Origin of the sequence: Pyxidicoccus fallax, from assembly GCF_012933655.1 — a bacterium.
Classification (GTDB): Bacteria; Myxococcota; Myxococcia; order Myxococcales; family Myxococcaceae; genus Myxococcus; species Myxococcus fallax.
Map to the genome: position 1 here is coordinate 20,543 of NZ_JABBJJ010000095.1, position 16,664 is coordinate 37,206.

Genomic DNA, 16,664 nt, shown 5'->3' on the forward strand with positions numbered 1-16,664 from the left:
GCCGTCAGTGGTCCCAGAGCTGGCGGCCGACGATTTCCGGGCCGTCATGGCCCGGCAGGTTCACGAGGACCTGCGACGTGCTCCAGCTCCAGACGTGCTCCAGGTTCCAGGGCGGCTCGCTGTTGCCGAACGTGGGCAGCAGCCGCCGGCGCTCCTCGTTGCTCAGGTTGGCGATGAGGGAGACGTTCCGGCGCACCGCCATGAACAGCTCCTCCAGGTCGCGCGAGCGGGACACGAGCGCCCGCACTTCCTCCTCGATGCCGCGATAGGAGGACACACGGGCCCGCGCCTCCTCCCCGGCGTCTCGCGAGTCGGACACGGGAGCTTGAACCGCATCCCGGGTCGGCTCCCGCGGCGTCGGCGCCTCGCGGCGCTCACCCTGGAGGCCCCACCATTCACCGCCCAGGCCCAGCGTCTCCGAGCCCGCGTCCCATCTTCCCCACCAGACGCGAGGGTCGACGTCGGAGGACTGCGCCGCACGGGTACCATCGACCACCAGGGTCTCCACGAAGCCGTAGAACGCGTTGACGGCCGGGCGCACGTGGAACCGGACGCTCCGCCCGGCCGCCAGCTCCTGGGAGGCCGCCTCGCGCAGCTCCTTCGATTGGATGTAATCCAGATTCCCCGGGTGGATGTCCTTGTCCATGCGGACCTCGGCGGACAGGGCGGAAGTGCCAGCGGGAAGGATGCCAGCACTCCGGAGCGGCGGGGAATGGGGGACGGGGCCGTGCACACCGGCCCCGCCACGGGGCCGCCTCAGAAGTTGAGGCCGCCGTCCACGTCGATGGTGCGGCCGTTGAAGTAGTCGCACTCGATGATGAACTTCACGGCGACCCAGATGTCCTCGGGCACGCCGATGCGGCCCACCGGAATGGAGGCCACCAGGGTGTCGCGGGCCTTCTGGTTCATGCCCTGCGTCATCGGCGTTTCAATCATGCCCGGGGCCACCGAGCCCACGCGGATGCCGAACGGGGCGAACTCGCGCGACCAGGTGACGGTGTTGGCGGCCAGCGCGGCCTTGGCGGACACGTAGTTGGACTGACCGCGGTTGCCGTGCCGGGCGATGGACGACATGTTCACGATGACGCCGGGCTTGGCCTCCTTCTCCACCATCTTCGCCACCACCTCGCGCACCATGAGGGTGGCGCCGGTGAGGTTGACGCCGATGACGGCGTTCCAGTCCGCCGTGGACAGCTTCTTCACCTGCCCGGTGGCCTTGTCCTTCTTCACCAGCAGCGCGTCACGCAGGATGCCCGCGTTGTTGATGAGGCCGTTGAGGCCGCCCATGGCGTCGTGCGCCCACTCGACGAAGGCGGTGATGTCCGCCTCGGAGGACACGTCCAGCTTGCGCCGGTGGATGCCGGCGGGCAGCGCGGCGAGGCGCTCCTCGTTGACGTCGCCCACGGCCACCTGGGCACCCGCCTCCTGCAGGCGCTGCGCGAAGTGCGCACCCATGCCCTGGGCGCCGCCGGTGACGATGATCTTGAGGTCCTTGAGCTGCATGTGTCTCTCCGCGAGTTGAGGCGGCGCGGTGCCCCGGTTGGAGTCCCGCGCCACCGGAAAAGTGGGCGCAGGCTACGCAACCGGGGCCGCGCTGGCCAGCGGTGAGACACCTGAAACCTGAATCGGCCTTCAACTTCGGAGAAGGTGGCCACCGCGCCGGTACACTCCCGGCGCGGTACGCCTCCAGCCTACATCGACGCGGCGATGACGGCGCCCAGGCGGCGCATGCCCTCGGTAATCAGCTCGGGCGGGCGGTTGGAGTAGTTGAGGCGCAGGAACTCCGCGCGCGGGTTGTTGGCGAAGAAGGGGCTGCCGGGCACGAAGGCCACCTTCTGCTCCACGGCCTTGGGCAGCAGGGCGTCGCCGCTCAGGCCCGCGGGCAGCTCCACCCACAGGAACATGCCGCCCTCGGGCGTCGTCCACTTCGTGCCGGCGGGCATGTGGAGCTTGAGGGCGTCCATCATCGCGTTGGCGCGCTCGCCGTAGACGGGCTTCAGGGTCTCCAGGTGGGCGTTGTAGTCGAAGCGGGTGAGCAGCTTGGCCACCGCGCGCTGGGCCAGCGTGGCGGTGTGCAGGTCCGTGGACTGCTTGGCGATGGTGAGGCTGCGCACGAAGTCGCGCGGGCCCACCACCCAGGCGATGCGCAGGCCCGGGGCGAGCGTCTTGGAGAAGGTGCCCAGCGACACGACGACGCCCTCGTCGTCGAAGGCGGCCATGGACGGCAGGTGGTTGCCGGTGAAGCGCAGCTCGCCGTACGGGTCGTCCTCGAGGATGAGGAAGCGGTGCTTCTGGGCCAGCCGCACCAGCTCGCGCCGACGCTCCAGCGCCAGGGTGGTGCCCTTGGGGTTCTGGAAGTTGGCGACGACGTAGACCAGCTTCGGCTTGTGCGTGGCCAGCAGGCGCTCCAGGTCGTCGGTGCGCATGCCGTGGTCGTCGCTGCCCACGGTGGCGAACTGCGCCTCGTAGGCGCCGAAGGTCTGCAGGGCCGCCAGGTAGCTGGGGCTCTCGACCACCACGAGGTCACCCGGGTCCAGCAGCACCTTGGCGACGAGGTCGATGCCCTGCTGCGAGCCGCTGGTGATGAGCACCTCGTTGGGGTTCGCCACGCGGCCGCGCTTCTGCAGGTGGCCGCAGATCCACTCGCGCAGGGGGCCGTAGCCCTCGGTGGTGCTGTACTGGAGCGCGGCGCGCCCCTCGGTGGCGAGCACCTCGGCGTGCGCCTCGGCGATGGCCTCCAGCGGGAAGAGCTCCGGAGCCGGCAGGCCTCCCGCGAAGGAGAGGATGTCCGGCCGCTCGGCGACCTTGAGGATTTCACGCACCGCGGACGTCTTGATGCGGGACATCCGCTGGGCCAGCCGCCATACCGGCGGAGGGGGAAGGGGTGCGCTCATTGCGTCGGCGCTCATGACTCACTCTCCTTTCAGCTGCTCGGGAGGGACACGCACGTGCGTGTCCTCCTTGATGGATGACAGGACGATGGTGGTCTGCGTACGGGTGACGCCCGCGATGGTGCGCAGCGTCTCGACGAGGAGCGAGTCCAGCGTCTTCGTGTTCGCCGTCTTGACCTTGAGGATGTACGAGTCCTGGCCGGCCACGCGGTGGCACTCCAGGACGTCCGGCAGCGCGAGCACCTTCTTGGCGAAGCCGTCGAAGTACTTCGGGTGCTCGATGTTCACGCCGATGAACGCGGTGATGTCCTTGCCCAGCTTCGACGCGTCCACCCGCGCCGTGTAGCCGGTGATGACGCCCCGGTCCTCCAGTTTGCGGATGCGCTCGGCCACCGCGGGCTGCGACAGCCCCACCGCGCGCGACAGCTCCAGCTGCGTGGCGCGGCCGTCGCGCTGCAGCAGGTCGATGAGGCGGTGGTCGAGCTCGTCCAGGGGCATGGGGAAGGGGGACCTTATTTTTATAAGTGCGGCGACGTTCAGGCAGTTAATTTAAATTTGATGTTCCAAGGATGCAACTGGGCATTCCCGGCCGTGTTGGCGGGTGCCCAGAGGTTGCCCGGGGGCTGATTGCACGGACGATGCCGTCGCGGGCGCGTCACGCGGACGGCCCGGGCGAGGGTTTTCGGAAGGGGAGTGGGAAAGGAAGGCGCCACCGCGGACCGTGGCTCTGCCCGGTGGGGCGAAGTCGGTGCCTCTCGGTGTGCGCGGGTGGACAGCGCGCCCGCGGGAGCGAGCGGGCGGGCGCGTGTCCGGGGGGAGGGGACTACTCGGCGGCGGCGCGCGGGAGCTGGCGCACGGCGTGGCCCTTCTTCTGGAGGAGGGCGACGAGACCCTCGGGGCCGACGACGTGGCCGGCGCCGACGACGACGAAGTGCGTCTTCGGCTGACCGAGCAGGGCGTCCACGCCGGTGGCCATCTGGACGTTGCGCTCGAAGAAGATGCGCTCGTAGACGGGGCGGTAGGTGGGGTCGGCGGCTCCCTCGAGGAGGAGCGTGGCCATGCCGTCGGCGTCACCGGCCTTCCAGGCGGAGATGAGCTGGTGGAGGACCTCGCCGGCCTCGCGGGTGCGGCGGAGCTGGTCGCGGAGCATGAGGTCCTGGAGGGCGTCCGGGGTGCCGGCGAGCATGCGCAGCTGGCCCTCGGCGGTCTCCAGCTCGAGGACGGGCTTGTTGGCGGCCTGGGCGCGGTCGAGGAAGGCGCGGTCCACGCCGTGGCCCTGCTGGTAGCCGGCCTTCTGCAGCTCGGTGATGCTGAGGACCATGCTCACGAGCCAGGGGCGCAGGGGCTCGAAGCTGGAGACGGGCACGCCCATGCGCTCGGTGGCGCGGCCGAGCAGCGTCATGGTGACGGGGTCGAGCCGCTGGGACAGGCGCTGGCCCTCGGGGAAGCGGCCCAGCTCCATGACGAGCTTCTGCATGACGGCGGGGTCCACCTTGCCCACGTCGACCTCGACGACGAGCGCGTCGGACTTCGCGAAGGCGGTCTCCATGGCGGGGGGCAGCGTCAGCTCGCCCTCGCGGCCCATGTGGATGGAGCCGACGATGTAGGCGGTGCCGCCGCGTCCGCTGCCGTCCTTCACCTCCCAGAGGAAGGCGTTGCCCGTGTCGGTGGGGGCATACGGCTTCGCCGGAGCGGGCGTGGAGGCGCAGCCCACACCGAGCAGCGCGGTGAGGAGCAGGGATGAGAGCAGGGACAGGCGCTTCATGGCGTGGGGTTCCCCCAGGGGTGGCCGGCGCATCGAACCACCGGGCCGGCGGCGGAGTCGAGGTGCTCGGGGTGCGGGTGGGGCGTCAGAGAATCACGCCGTCGAGGGTGTCGAGGGCGGCGCGGATGGCTTCGACCGTGGTGCCGGTGCGCTTCGCCACGGCCGGGGCGAAGTACGTCACGGCCGCCGTTTCGAGCGGGCCCTCCGTGAAGGACTCCACGGTGATGCGCATGGTGCCGGGCCACGGGAGGGCGAGCAGCTCGTCCTTGCGGCGGACGGGGTCGAGGATGGTGAAGCAGGGCCAGGAGGGGAACTTCAGGGTGCGGGCGTCGCATCCCATGAAGACACAGGCCTCCAGTCGTGCCTTGGAGAAGTCACAGGCCTCAATGCTGCCGAAATCTGGCTCCTCCGCGTATGGCCAGCGACCGAACTCGCAACCGCTGAGCGCTCCCGTGAATGTGCAGCCCTTCAAGACCACGCCGTTCCAACGAAAGCCCTTCAGCTCCCTCTTCACGTCGATGACGCAGTCAACGAGTTGTGTCTTGCTGATGACCAACGCCCTCGCAGCCACTTGGATGACGAGTGTGCAGTTCTTCAGCGTCAGGTGGTGACCCAGGTAATAGAGCTCCGTCTTGCTGTTGAGCTCGAGGCGTTCGCCTGTGATTTCCTGGTCGCGGAACTGAATCATGGAGTTTGGAAGCCTCGTCCTGGTCAGAAGGTGATCATGCGGAAGAGCTCACCCGCCATGCGCTGGCCGTGCAATGCCAGGTTCGAGTCCGTGCCGGAGAGCACCTCGTACCTACAGCCGGTGACGGGGTCAATTGCATCAACTCCCTTCTTGTTCCACCTCAGCTCCAGAAACTGTTCGCTCAGGCGGTTCTCCACGTAGCGGCCCCGGGCCTGTCGTTCCAGAAGCTGTGCCAACCAATGGTCGCCTCGAGAGGCAGCCGTTTTGATGGCTTCTCGCTCCTGCGCCCTGAGCAGGTGCGGTCCCCAGCGCTGTGCAGCCTGAGCCGCTGCTGCCTGGAGCGCATCTCCAACAGGGTCCGTCGCTGGAACGTCCTTGAGAGACTTGTTCGCGGGCACGTGCCAGCGCTGGCCGTCGATGACCACCTGCCGGTTTCCTCCCTGGTGCCGGATGATGGTGGCCACCGCGCGGGTAGTCGCGGGCGCCGTGCTCGCCGCACTCCCGGGGCTCTTCATCAGCACGGCGAAGGTGCCTTCGGACGAGGCCGCCACCGTCTCCACCTCGGCCATCGCCGCGAGCCGGATGCCGCCCTGCGCCTCCGCCTGCACCGCCGCCTGCTGGAAACCGGGCAGCTGGGGCACCTTCTTCGCCAGCGGCTTCACCGCGCCGCCCAGCGCCGCCGTGGCCAGCATCACCAGGGCGCGTGCGGTGTTCTCCCCCAGCACCCGGCCGAACGACTCTCCGGCGCGGCTCAACTCGTCGAAGGAGGTGGCCCGGTTGGCGTCCTCCACCAGCCGCACCCAGCCCCGCGCCAGGCTCCACACCGTGTCCACGCCCAGCCAGGCCAGCAGGGCCACCGTCAGTCCGGCCGCGACCCCTTTCGAGACCGGGTCGGGCAGCGCCCACAGCATCAGGTACACGGTCGCCGTCCACACCAGCATGGACAGCACGGCGGACGGCTCCACCATGCCCCGGAGCGCGTGCCGCGTCTCCGCCAGCACCGAGCCCAGCGAGATGGCCAGCGCCAGCGCGTACCGGTCCTCGCCCCGCACGGTGGGCCCGTCCACCAGCAGGCGCAGACAGTCCCCACCGCCCTGCGTCCGCTCGCACCAGCGCAGGTACTCGCGCGTCAGCGCCACCTCGGAGGCGGAGGCGGCGCCGCTCACCGTCACGGGCGCCAGCCGGATGACGTGCCCATCCCCACCGTCCCGCGCCTCCTCGAACAGTCGCCGCGCCGCCGCCTGGGGGCGCGCCTCCGACCTCACGTCACGGGCCAGCCGCGTCACGGCCTCCGTGAAGTCCTCCGCGTCCACTTCCACGGGCTCCACGGGCATGGTTCGCGGCGAGACGACGCTCAGCCCGTACCGCGCCACCTCGGGGCCGACCTCCCACGCGTCCTCCGCCGCGCGCGTGACACGCGGGGTGCCGCCGCAAGCAGTCAGCAGTATCAGCAGGACGGCACCGGCCCGACGCGCTGTCATGGAGAGCCCTTCCACCCGGGGGAGACCTCCACATTACGTGTCCAAACCCACGCCGACGGGTAGCGCCTTGCCCCACACCGGCACCGCGGCGCACGCTCCTCCTCTGAAGGCCGATCACCCATCCACGACTTCGTCACGGCGCTGGAACCCGGACCGCCAGTCCGCGCAGCATGGGCCCATGGAGGAACACTTCCTGCTGCTCCCCGAGGAGCTCCCGTCCGGGGCGGTGACGGGCCTGCCGGCGGAGGCGCTGGCACAGCTGCGGCGCGAGCTGGAGCGCACGGGAAGGCTCTCCGTCTACGAGGCCCGCGGCCTGCGCGTGGCCGAGGAGCACCGCAAGGCCGGCGGCTGTGTGCTCTGGGCCTTCTCCTGCCTCGCGGACGCGCTCGTCTGTTGTCAGGCCGGACCCCGGGATGCGCGCTTCCTGACCCAGGGGCCCGCGCCCATGCACGTGGTGCGCGTGGAGGGACAGCGCCTCCTCGCGGACTCGCGCTTCATCCGCTCCGCCCTGGCCTCCCTCTCCACCGAGCCTCCCGGCCTCCTCCCCACGCGCCAGCACGCCTGGCTCCGTGACGCCGACTACACCCAGGAGCAGTGGCTCCTCGCCCTCACCCGCGAGGAACTGGCCCGGGCCCCGCGCCTGCCACCCCAGCGCGCCCTGGAGGCCGTGCTCGACGTCACCCTGCGAGCGACCCGCGAGCGCACCGAGCGTGAGCGCCTCGGGCGCCTGTCCCGCGCCCTCGGCGAGTGGCGCCCCGACGCGCTCCAGGCCTTCGCCCCCCTGCGTGAGCACGCCGCCTCGGCTTTCGCGGTAGGCTGATCTCCCTCGCGACGCAATGTCGCTGACGCCCCGCGTCGCGTTCCAGGTTTGACGCGCGGAGCCATGGCCCGCGCTTTGACAACCCCTCCAACCGAATGCTACCGCTAGGTGAAACATGAATCGGCCTTCAACTTCTCCAGACCGCGCCGGGCCCGTGACGCCGCGAGGGCAGCGGACGCGCGCGAAGTTGCTGAAGGCCGCCGAGTCCGTGTTCGGAGAGAAGGGCTACGAGCGCGCCTCCATCGCCGACATCACCCGCAAGGGTGGCGTGGCGCTGGGCACCTTCTACGTGTACTTCCCGGACAAGCAGTCCATCTTCGTGGAAGTGGTGGACGAGCTGGGCACGCGCCTGCGCCGTCTCATCGGCGAGTCCACCGCCGGCTGCGCCAACCGCATGGAGGTGGAGCGCGAGGGCCTGCGCACCTTCTTCCAGTTCGTGCGCCAGCACCCCAACCTCTACCGCATCGTGCGCCAGGCCGAGTTCGTGGACGAGGCCTGCTACCGCCGCTATTACGACCGCTTCGCCAAGGGCTATGTCCGCGGCCTCACCCAGGCCATGGACGATGGCGAGGTGCGCCGCATGGACCCGGAGGCGCTCGCCTATTGCCTGATGGGCATCGGTGACTTCCTCGGCATGCGGTGGATTCTCTGGGAGGACAACCCGGGGATGGAGCGCGTGCTCGACACCGCGATGAACCTCATCCAGCACGGGCTGGACTCCGGGGCCGCTCCGGCGCGCAACAGCGTCAAGGCCGCCCCCGCCTCGAAGAAGAAGAACACCCTGCGTCCCGCGCGCCGTCCGGCGCGGGGCGCCCGGAGCTGAAGAAAACCCATGCGATACGCGCAGATCCTCTCCACCGGCCGCTACGTCCCCGAGAAGGTCCTCACCAACGCCGACATCGAGAACATCCTCGGCGAGAAGGTGGACGAGTGGCTCCAGCAGAACGTGGGCATCCGCGAGCGCCATGTCATGGCGGATGACCAGGCCACCAGTGACTTGTGCGTGGCCGCCGCGCGCCAGGCCCTGGAGCGCTCGGGCACGAAGCCGGAGGAGCTGGACCTCATCATCGTCGCCACCGACACGCCGGACTACTTGAGCCCCGCCACCGCCTCCGTGGTGCAGGCCAAGCTGAACGCGCCCAACGCCGGCACGTACGACCTCAACTGCGCGTGCGCCGGGTGGGTGACGGCGCTGGACGTGGGCTCGAAGACCATCGCCGCGGATGACAGCTACCGCCGCATCCTCGTGGTGGGCGCGTACGGCATGACGCGCTACGTGAACTGGAAGGACAAGAAGACCTGCACCCTGTTCGCGGACGGCGCGGGCGCGGTGGTGCTGGGCGCCGGTGACAAGCCCGGCTTCATGGGCGCGAAGCTGCTGGCCAACGGCGAGTACCACGACGCGCTCGGCATCTACACCGGCGGCACGCACCGCCCGGCCACCGCCGAGTCGCTCCAGCTCACCAACGGCAAGCCCGCCGTGCAGTTCGTCCGCAAGTTCCCCGCGACCTTCAACACCGAGCGCTGGCCCATGCTGCTGGACCAGCTCCTCAAGCGGCAGAACCAGACGCTGGACGACGTGAAGCTCTTCGTCTTCACCCAGCTCAACCTGCGCACCATCGAAGCCACCATGAAGGTGCTGAACCAGCCCATGGAGAAGGCGCACTACACGATGGACAAGTGGGGCTACACGGGCTCGGCCTGCATCCCCATGACGCTGGACGATGCGGTGGTGCAGGGCAAGGTGCGCCGCGGTGACCTCGTGGCCTTCTGCGCCAGCGGCGGCGGGCTGGCGATGGCCTCCGCGCTCTACCGCTGGACGGCTTGAGCCACACGCGTGAGGGAGGGGACGCGCATGTTCATCGGAGACTGGATGGGCCGGGGCGCCCTGTACTGGCCGGACGCCGTCGCGGTGGTGGACACCGCGAAGGGCGAGGCCGGGCGCTTCACGTACCGCGCACTCAACGCGCGCGCCGAGGCGCTGGGCGGCTGGCTGCGCGACGTGGCCGGTGTGAAGCGCGGCGACCGCGTGGGCCTCGTGGCCCACAACGGCGTTGAGTACCTCGACGCGCTCTTCGCCTGCGGGAAGATTGGCGCCATCCTCGTCCCCTACAACTGGCGCCTGCATGCCTCCGAGCTGACGGACCTCGTCCGCTCCATCCGCCCCGGCGTGCTCCTGTTCGGCGACGAGTTCCGCGACGCCGTGGCCCAGGTGCGCGAGCGCGTGGGTGACAGCTTGCGGCTGGTGGCCCTGGAGTCCCAGGGGCTGCCCGGCGCGGACGCGTACGCGACGGCGCTGGCGCACGTGCCCCAGGCGCCGGTGAAGAACGACGTGGTGGCCGAGGAGGACATCCTCTGCCTGCTCTTCACGGGTGGCACCACCGGACGCAGCAAGGGCGCGCGCATCAGCTACCGCATGGTGGCGTGGAACACGCTCAACACGCTCGTCCACGAGGTGCGCCCGGGCGACGTCACGGTGACGCACACGCCCATGTTCCACACGGGCGGGCTGCTCGTGTACACGGTGCCGCTGCTCACCGTGGGCGGCACCGTCGTCCTCATGCGGCGGTGGGACCCGGAGGAGCTGCTCACGCTCATCCCCCGCGAGAAGGTGACGCTCTTCTTCGCGGTGCCCACGCAGTACCAGCAGCTGCATGACTCGCCGCGCTTCAAGTCCACGGACTTCTCCTCCGTGCGCTTCATGACGAGCGGCGGCGCGGCCATGCCGGTGCCCCTCATCCAGGCATGGCAGGCCGTCCACCCGGTGCCCTTCAAGCAGGGCTTCGGCATGACGGAGTTCGGCCCCGGCCTGTTCAGCATGGGCCCGGAGTTCGCCGTGTCGAAGGCGGGCTCCATCGGTCGGCCCAACTACTTCATCGCCGCGAAGCTGGTGGACGACGACGGCCGCGAGGTGCCGGTGGGCGAGGTGGGTGAGCTGGTGCTCAAGGGCCCGTCCATGTGCTCCGGCTACTTCGAGGACACGGCCGCCACCGAGGAGGCCATCGACTCGGACGGGTGGCTGCACACGGGCGACCTGGCGCACCGGGACGCGGACGGCTTCTACTTCATCGCCGGGCGCAAGAAGGACATGTTCATCTCCGGCGGGGAGAACGTGTACCCGCTGGAGCTGGAGTCCGCCCTCTACGAGCACCCCGCCGTGCAGCAGTGCGCGGTGGTGGGCGTGCCCGACGCGAAGTGGGGCGAGGTCGGCCGGGCCTTCGTGGTGCTGAAGCCGGGCGAGCAGGCGTCCTCCGAGGCGCTGCTGGAGCACCTGCGTGGTCGGGTGGCACGCTTCAAGGTCCCCAAGCGGGTGGAGCTGGTGGAGCGCCTGCCGGTGTCCGCGGCGGGGAAGATTCTCAAGCGCGAGCTGCGCGAGGCGGCCATCGCCGCGGACCGCGCCGGTGCGCCGGGCTGAGTTCGAGCCTCCCGGAGGGGCCCGTCCTTGGGCCCTTCCGCCATCACCTGTGACGACATCCCGGCGGCCGGTGCCACCGGAGTAAGAGGAGCAACCCCATGAAGACGAAGCTGCTTTCCGCGGTGGTGCTGTGCACGGTGGGCCTGATGGGCTGTGGCGATGACTCCGACCCGGCGCCCACCAACAACCCGCCCAAGCTCGACAGCCAGCAGGGCATCATGACCTACGTCGAGGGCAAGCGGATGGTCATGGAAGGGGCGAACATCCCCAGCCACCCGAACGGCGTCAACGAGGGTCTGGACTTCGGCGCCGCCTCGCAGTGCTACCAGAAGGTCACCATGTCCGTTCAGGCGGGCAACTTCACGGTGGACAGCATCCCCGGCACCATCGAGGGCGGGACGCAGACCACCCCGGGTACCTGCAACAAGACGCTCCCGAAGAACGCGCTGAGCTTCACTTCCCGCAACGTCCTCATCGAGAACGTGGCGGCGGACGGCAGCTGCTTCAACGTCGTCTTCACCTACCCCAGCTTCAAGCAGGTGGGCCGCGGCGGCTTCTCCGCGGACGGCAAGACGCTGAACCTCGAGATCTTCTTCGAGAACGCCGCGACGGGCGCCAATTGCGAGGCCGGTCCGGTGGGCTCGAAGACCATCAACCTCGTGGCCAATGGCCAGAGCTACCCGTTCCCCGGCAACGCGGTGCAGAAGTACGTCATCCAGTAGCGGTACGCCTCGCCGTTTCCGGAAGGAGGGCGCGCTCCCTCCCTCCTTCCGTGAGGTGGCCGGGTGGGAGGACTTCCCCCGGCGCCCGTGGGAGCAGCAGCGTCATGTGACGGCCCGTCCCCCTCTGTCCCGAGGTGTCTGGAGGGCCGGTGACACACGGCATCAAGAGAGCGGTGACATCCCGAGCCCGGCCCGTGTGCCGGGAGTGCCCCTCTCCGGGGGCCGAGGTGCGTATGGCATGGTGGTGGCTGTCTGAGACATGCAGGACGGCGCGGCGGGCCGCGGGGCTCGTCGCCCTGGCGCTCGCGGGCGCCTCGCTCCCGGCGGCGGCGCAGAGCACGCCCGTCCCGGGCCTGTATTACGGCGAGTGGTACGAGGAGAAGAACCGCGACGAGGATGCGAAGCCTCGCGAGTTCATCCTCATCAACTACTTCTTCACCCGCCTCTCGTTGACGAACGAGGTGGGTGACCCGGCGGGCCTGCGCGGCGTGTCGTTGGGGCCCATCGGCGCGCTGGCGGGCAGCGCGGTGCGCGTGGAGCCGTCGCAGTCGGCGTACTTCGTCGAGCAGCGCTGGATTCCCGTCATCGAGTACAGCCCCCACTTCGTGGACGGGCTGGCCTCCTTCCGCGCCCAGTTCGAGGTGGACTTCCTGTGGGGCCGCTCGGCCAACGCCGTGCAGCAGAACGAGGGCGGTGGCTTCAACGCGGACCAGGTCAACATCCAGACCAAGAACGTCAACGTCGCCATCTACCCGACGCGCAAGCCGAGCCAGCTCACGCTGCTCATCGGCACCCAGCCCGTCTACGACTCCCTCTACGACCCCACGCGCACGCCGCTGGCCGACATCACCCGCACCGGTTACAAGCTGGCCTTCCTCGGCAGCGACGCGACGGGCCTGTCCATCTTCAGCAGCTACAAGGGCCACGCGAGGCTGAGCCTGCTGCCGCTGGGCACCGCCCAGGCGGACAAGGCCACCCGGGGTGACCCGCGCCTCAAGTACATCTGGCTGGCCATGGCGGACTACACCTACCCGGTGCGTCCCAACACCAACGTGGGCGTGTCCGCGTGGGCGCTCAACGACGCCACCAAGGGCGACGCCTACGCCTTCGACGGCCTCGTGAAGAGCGGCCCGTCCTCCACGGGCCTCAACAGCTTCACGGGCACCGCGCGCTTCCCCATCGAGCGGCCCGAGGGCACCGTCTTCTGGGTGGGCGCCAACTTCAACCACAACATCGACTTCCGCATGGGCCGGCTCGGCGCGTCCGGCTTCGTCATGTACAACGGCGGCGAGTACACCAGCGACGACCCCGAGCGCTCCGCGCTGGACACGCTGACCATCTCCGGCCTCTCCGCCAACCTGGAGCTGATGTACCAGTGGGGCCGCGGCCCCGCGGACGTCGTCACGCTGGAGGGCATGTTCACCACCGGCGACAACAACCTCGCCGATGACCGCTACACCGGCGCCTTCACGCTCAACCAGTACGGCCTGCCCGGCGCCGTCTGGTTCAACCACAAGATGCTCATCCTGTTCCCGTTCACCAGCACGGTGAACAACTACACGGGCGCGGTGACGGACATCTCCAACCAGGGCTACGGCCTGCGCGCCGGTATCGCCTCCGCGGCGTGGGACATCGTCCCCAACAAGCTCAACCTCAAGCTGGCCACGGGCATCGCCAACTCCGGCGCCACGCCGGCGCGGTGGAGCCCGGACGTCCGCCGCGGGCGCTTCATCGGCGCCGAGGTCAACGCCGAGCTGCGCTACCACATCCGCTACCTCATGACGGCCGGTCTGCACGCCGGCTACATGTTCCGCGGCAGCTTCTACGACGGCTCCACCACCGTGCGCTCGGACCCGTTCGCCGTGTTCTCCACCTTCACCTGGTACGCGTTCTGACCATGAGCACCTCCCGCGCCTTTACCGCCCTGCTCCTCGCGGCGGGGCTGTCCTCCGCCGGCTGCGCTCGTTCGTACGCTGGCCAGTCCGCCATCTCCTTCCAGGACCTGGACTACACCTCCGAGTCCACGAAGCAGCCGTGGCCCGTGAAGCGGCTGCCGCTGAAGGAGATTGCGCTCCAGTACAACACCGCCACCGTGCCCGAGGTGGCCTACGTGGACCTGCCCGGGGCCACCCCGGAGGCGAAGACGGTGGTCTTCATCCACGGGCTCGGCTCGTACCTGAAGTTCTGGCGCTCGCAGCTCGACGTCTTCCACCAGCAGGGCTACCGCGTCATCGCCGTGGACCTGCCGGGCTACGGCAAGTCCGACAAGCCGGGCACCTTCCCGTACACCATGGAGGCCATGGCCGACGTGGTGCGCGAGTTGGTGAACGCGCTCGGCCTGGACAAGCCCATCCTCGCCGGGCACTCCATGGGCGGGCAGACGTCGCTCTCCTACGCCATCCGCTACCCGGACGCGCTGAGCGGGCTGGTGCTGGTGTCGCCCGCCGGCTTCGAGAAGTTCTCCTGGAAGGAGAAGGCCTGGTTCGAGCGGGTGATGAGCACCGAGTTCATCAAGACCGCGCCGGAGTCCGCCATCTGGGGCAGCGTGCGCCAGGGCAACTTCATGACCTGGCGGCCGGAGCTGGAGTGGCTGATTGAAGAGCGCGTGCGGCTGGCGAGGTCGCCCGAGTTCGACTCCTACGCCTACGCCAACGTCCGCACGGTGCGGGGCCTGGCGCACAACGACTTCGTGCGCGACAACCTGCACCACGTCACCGTGCCCACGCTCATCGTCTACGGCACGGATGACCGGCTCATCCCCAACCCGTTCCTCCACGGCGGCGAGGCGCGCGACATCATGGAGTACGGCGCCTCGCGGATTCCGGGCGCGAAGCTGGTGCCGCTGAAGGGCTGCGGGCACACCGTGCAGCTCGACTGCCCGGCGCGCTTCAACGAGGCGGTGCTCCCGTTCGTGAGCGCCGTGGCGCAGGGGCAGATTGCCGTTCCCGAGGGCACCCCGCCGAAGGAGGAGGCCCCGACGCCCGTGGCGCCGTCCACGCCGGCCTCCGGTCCGACGACGCCGGAGAGCGTGCCTCCGGCGACGCCGGGACAGGAGGGGGCTCCGGCTCCCGCGGACGCTCCGCGCCCGTGACACGGTGAAGAAGCAAGGCCCCACCTTCGCTTCGCCGCGAGGGTGAGGTTTCCCGTCGAGGGCGTGAGGCCCCACCTTCGCTTCGCCGCGAGGGTGGGGCTTCTTCGTTGGTGCGGCCGGCTACGGGATGACGTGGCTGCGCACCATGCTGTACTGCACGGCGGCCGTCAGGTCCTTCGAGTTGAAGTGCCCGTACGGGTAGCCCGAGTACACCTTCTCGCCCGTCTGGCCGGGGATGCGGGAGGTGTACTCGCCGTAGACGATGCCGCCGTAGCCGATGACCTCGTCCGCGGTGGAGTAGATGGTGTAGCGGTACGTGCCCTCGTAGCCGCTGGAGGCGCGCAGGTCGTTGAGGTACGCCGAGCGGCCCACCACGACGCCGAGGTACAGGTAGCCCGGGTACAGGCCGTTGGTGGAGCCGCAGGTGGGCGTGCCCGGCCCCGTCTGGTAGCAGGACGTCAGGCCGAGGTTGGCGCCGGCGATTCCGACGAAGGTGTCCACCGAGCCCTTGATGGGCGCGCCCACGTAGTAGTCACCACCGTTGGCGGAGTCGTTCGCCCAGCCGCCCAGGATGGCCTTGCGCGTCAGCGTCACGCCCATGGAGTGGGTGACGATGTCCACCTGACTGGCGCCGGTGTAGAGCAGCACCGCCTCGATGAACTTGCGCACCTTCATGACGTTCGTCTTCGAGTGGTACTGGTACGCGGACATCGCCGCGTTGGCCGGGCCCCACGTCGTCGCATACAGCTCGCTCGTCTTGTAGCCCTTCGAGTGGAAGTACTCGATGGAGGCGTTCCAGCCCGTCTGGCCAAGGGTGCCGGTGCCCACCGCCTTGTCCGAGTTGCCGTGGATGAAGATGACGGGCTGGTTCACCACGGTGTCCGTGCTGCTGGCCCTGCCGCCGTAGCTGCCGCCGGACAGGTCCGCGCGCACGAAGTCGTAGCTGCTGTAGCCGTTGTCCGTGAGCCACTGGCGGAAGTGCGCGGTGACGCCGGTGGAGGAGACGGCGGCGGACTCGGCGGTGCCGATGTCCTCGCCCGCGGGCGCTTCGACGGCGGGGGACTCCGGAAGAGGCGACTCGACGTCGACGCCCTCGCCGCAGCCGGTGATGGAACCGAGCAGCAGCGAGCCCGCGATGAACAGCGAATGCCGCAGACGCATGGACTTCTCCTTGGATTGTTGGGGGGTGCGCGCGGAGAAACACGATGTCTCGTCGCGCGCGCTGAGCAGTCTAATGACTCGACATGAACGCGTCGTCAGATGAATCGACGTTCATGTGCGTTGTCGCAATGCGTCGCGTGATACTCACGTGTTCATGCGTGCACGGAAGGTCGTCATCTCGAAGGCGGGTGGGTACGAGCGGCTCCAGGTTGAAGACCTGAATCAGCCTTCACCTGGGCCCGGTGAGGTCGTCGTCGCCACCGAGGCCATCGGCGTGAACTATGCGGACTGCGTCATCCGCATGGGGCTGTACGCGTCCGCGAAGGAGTACGTGGGGTGGCCCATCACCCCCGGCTTCGAGTTCGCGGGCACGGTGGTCTCCACGGACCCTGGTGTGACGGACCTGGCTCCGGGGACGCGTGTGTTCGGTGTCTCGCGCTTCGGCGGCTACTCGACGCACGTTGTCGTGCCGCGTCATCAGGTGTTCGCGCTGCCGTCGGGGCTGACGATGGAGCAGGCGGCGGGGTTTCCGACGGTGTTCCTCACGGCGTACTACGCGCTGTTCGAGCTGGCGCACCCGCGGCCGGGGGCGAGCGTGCTGGTGCACTCGGCGGCGGGCGGGGTGGGAAG

16 protein-coding genes are annotated in these 16,664 nt (G+C 69.3%); 8 read left to right on the forward strand and 8 right to left on the reverse strand.

Translation table 11 applies throughout. The features are described from left to right. Positions 1-4: 4 nt before the first annotated feature. The 7 genes from HG543_RS21075 to sitA5 all read right to left on the reverse strand — a co-directional run bounded on the left by HG543_RS21075 (position 5) and on the right by sitA5 (position 6,825). Positions 5-646, reverse strand: a complete 642-nt coding sequence (locus HG543_RS21075; RefSeq protein WP_169346612.1) for a hypothetical protein — start codon at positions 644-646, stop codon at positions 5-7. 110 nt (positions 647-756) lie between these two features. Next, positions 757-1,503 carry an SDR family oxidoreductase gene (locus tag HG543_RS21080; RefSeq protein ID WP_169346613.1) on the reverse strand — a complete coding sequence of 249 codons (747 nt, stop codon included), beginning with the start codon at positions 1,501-1,503 and terminating at the stop codon, positions 757-759. A 188-nt stretch (positions 1,504-1,691) separates the two neighbouring features. After that, the gene (locus tag HG543_RS21085) at positions 1,692-2,909 is read right to left on the reverse strand and encodes an aminotransferase-like domain-containing protein (protein ID WP_169346614.1); all 1,218 of its coding nucleotides are present in this window, start codon (positions 2,907-2,909) and stop codon (positions 1,692-1,694) included. Between the two features lie 3 nt (positions 2,910-2,912). Continuing rightward, complete coding sequence (locus HG543_RS21090) at positions 2,913-3,389, reverse strand: Lrp/AsnC family transcriptional regulator (RefSeq protein ID WP_169346615.1); 477 nt, start codon at positions 3,387-3,389, stop codon at positions 2,913-2,915. Positions 3,390-3,714: 325 nt separating this feature from the next. Beyond that, on the reverse strand, positions 3,715-4,656 hold the full coding sequence (locus HG543_RS21095; RefSeq protein ID WP_246357195.1) for a TraB/GumN family protein: 942 nt from the start codon (positions 4,654-4,656) through the stop codon (positions 3,715-3,717). An 85-nt stretch (positions 4,657-4,741) separates the two neighbouring features. Further along, positions 4,742-5,344 (reverse strand): hypothetical protein, encoded by a 603-nt coding sequence (locus HG543_RS21100; RefSeq protein WP_169346617.1) that lies wholly within the window; start codon positions 5,342-5,344, stop codon positions 4,742-4,744. Positions 5,345-5,367: 23 nt separating this feature from the next. Continuing rightward, positions 5,368-6,825 carry a SitA5 family polymorphic toxin gene (sitA5, locus tag HG543_RS54550; RefSeq protein WP_211194070.1) on the reverse strand — a complete coding sequence of 486 codons (1,458 nt, stop codon included), beginning with the start codon at positions 6,823-6,825 and terminating at the stop codon, positions 5,368-5,370. A 178-nt stretch (positions 6,826-7,003) separates the two neighbouring features. On the opposite strand from sitA5, the gene HG543_RS21110 reads away from it, so the two are divergent. From HG543_RS21110 to HG543_RS21140, 7 genes are all read left to right on the forward strand, one after another. Further along, complete coding sequence (locus HG543_RS21110) at positions 7,004-7,645, forward strand: hypothetical protein (RefSeq protein WP_169346618.1); 642 nt, start codon at positions 7,004-7,006, stop codon at positions 7,643-7,645. Between the two features lie 115 nt (positions 7,646-7,760). After that, entirely contained in the window at positions 7,761-8,468 is a 708-nt protein-coding gene (locus tag HG543_RS21115; protein ID WP_169346619.1) for a TetR/AcrR family transcriptional regulator, read from the forward strand. A 9-nt stretch (positions 8,469-8,477) separates the two neighbouring features. Beyond that, complete coding sequence (locus tag HG543_RS21120; protein WP_169346620.1) at positions 8,478-9,473, forward strand: 3-oxoacyl-ACP synthase III family protein; 996 nt, start codon at positions 8,478-8,480, stop codon at positions 9,471-9,473. Between the two features lie 27 nt (positions 9,474-9,500). After that, positions 9,501-11,060: an acyl-CoA synthetase gene (locus HG543_RS21125; protein ID WP_171817891.1), complete on the forward strand. Its 1,560-nt coding sequence runs from the start codon at positions 9,501-9,503 to the stop codon at positions 11,058-11,060. Between the two features lie 98 nt (positions 11,061-11,158). Continuing rightward, complete coding sequence (locus HG543_RS21130; protein WP_169346622.1) at positions 11,159-11,782, forward strand: hypothetical protein; 624 nt, start codon at positions 11,159-11,161, stop codon at positions 11,780-11,782. Positions 11,783-12,015: 233 nt separating this feature from the next. Continuing rightward, positions 12,016-13,677, forward strand: a complete 1,662-nt coding sequence (locus HG543_RS21135; RefSeq protein WP_169346623.1) for a hypothetical protein — start codon at positions 12,016-12,018, stop codon at positions 13,675-13,677. A gap of 2 nt (positions 13,678-13,679) precedes the next feature. After that, complete coding sequence (locus HG543_RS21140; protein WP_169346624.1) at positions 13,680-14,873, forward strand: alpha/beta fold hydrolase; 1,194 nt, start codon at positions 13,680-13,682, stop codon at positions 14,871-14,873. A gap of 120 nt (positions 14,874-14,993) precedes the next feature. Here the strand turns inward: HG543_RS21140 and HG543_RS21145 are convergent, their stop codons facing one another. Further along, positions 14,994-16,034: an alpha/beta hydrolase family protein gene (locus HG543_RS21145; protein ID WP_169346625.1), complete on the reverse strand. Its 1,041-nt coding sequence runs from the start codon at positions 16,032-16,034 to the stop codon at positions 14,994-14,996. A 154-nt stretch (positions 16,035-16,188) separates the two neighbouring features. On the opposite strand from HG543_RS21145, the gene HG543_RS21150 reads away from it, so the two are divergent. Beyond that, a partial coding sequence (locus HG543_RS21150; RefSeq protein WP_169346626.1) for an alcohol dehydrogenase catalytic domain-containing protein occupies positions 16,189-16,664 on the forward strand: 476 nt, incomplete at its 3' end.

What these genes read in the sequence shown, in the direction of transcription:
- HG543_RS21110 (WP_169346618.1), top strand. Translation starts at nt 7,004, where the DNA reads ATGGAGGAACACTTCCTGCTGCTCCCCGAGGAGCTCCCGTCCGGGGCG.
- HG543_RS21080 (WP_169346613.1), bottom strand. Translation starts at nt 1,503, where the DNA reads ATGCAGCTCAAGGACCTCAAGATCATCGTCACCGGCGGCGCCCAGGGC.
- HG543_RS21115 (WP_169346619.1), top strand. Translation starts at nt 7,761, where the DNA reads ATGAATCGGCCTTCAACTTCTCCAGACCGCGCCGGGCCCGTGACGCCG.
- HG543_RS21090 (WP_169346615.1), bottom strand. Translation starts at nt 3,389, where the DNA reads ATGCCCCTGGACGAGCTCGACCACCGCCTCATCGACCTGCTGCAGCGC.
- HG543_RS21135 (WP_169346623.1), top strand. Translation starts at nt 12,016, where the DNA reads ATGGCATGGTGGTGGCTGTCTGAGACATGCAGGACGGCGCGGCGGGCC.
- sitA5 (WP_211194070.1), bottom strand. Translation starts at nt 6,825, where the DNA reads ATGACAGCGCGTCGGGCCGGTGCCGTCCTGCTGATACTGCTGACTGCT.
- HG543_RS21085 (WP_169346614.1), bottom strand. Translation starts at nt 2,909, where the DNA reads ATGAGCGCCGACGCAATGAGCGCACCCCTTCCCCCTCCGCCGGTATGG.
- HG543_RS21095 (WP_246357195.1), bottom strand. Translation starts at nt 4,656, where the DNA reads ATGAAGCGCCTGTCCCTGCTCTCATCCCTGCTCCTCACCGCGCTGCTC.
- HG543_RS21100 (WP_169346617.1), bottom strand. Translation starts at nt 5,344, where the DNA reads ATGATTCAGTTCCGCGACCAGGAAATCACAGGCGAACGCCTCGAGCTC.
- HG543_RS21075 (WP_169346612.1), bottom strand. Translation starts at nt 646, where the DNA reads ATGGACAAGGACATCCACCCGGGGAATCTGGATTACATCCAATCGAAG.
- HG543_RS21140 (WP_169346624.1), top strand. Translation starts at nt 13,680, where the DNA reads ATGAGCACCTCCCGCGCCTTTACCGCCCTGCTCCTCGCGGCGGGGCTG.
- HG543_RS21120 (WP_169346620.1), top strand. Translation starts at nt 8,478, where the DNA reads ATGCGATACGCGCAGATCCTCTCCACCGGCCGCTACGTCCCCGAGAAG.
- HG543_RS21130 (WP_169346622.1), top strand. Translation starts at nt 11,159, where the DNA reads ATGAAGACGAAGCTGCTTTCCGCGGTGGTGCTGTGCACGGTGGGCCTG.
- HG543_RS21145 (WP_169346625.1), bottom strand. Translation starts at nt 16,034, where the DNA reads ATGCGTCTGCGGCATTCGCTGTTCATCGCGGGCTCGCTGCTGCTCGGT.
- HG543_RS21125 (WP_171817891.1), top strand. Translation starts at nt 9,501, where the DNA reads ATGTTCATCGGAGACTGGATGGGCCGGGGCGCCCTGTACTGGCCGGAC.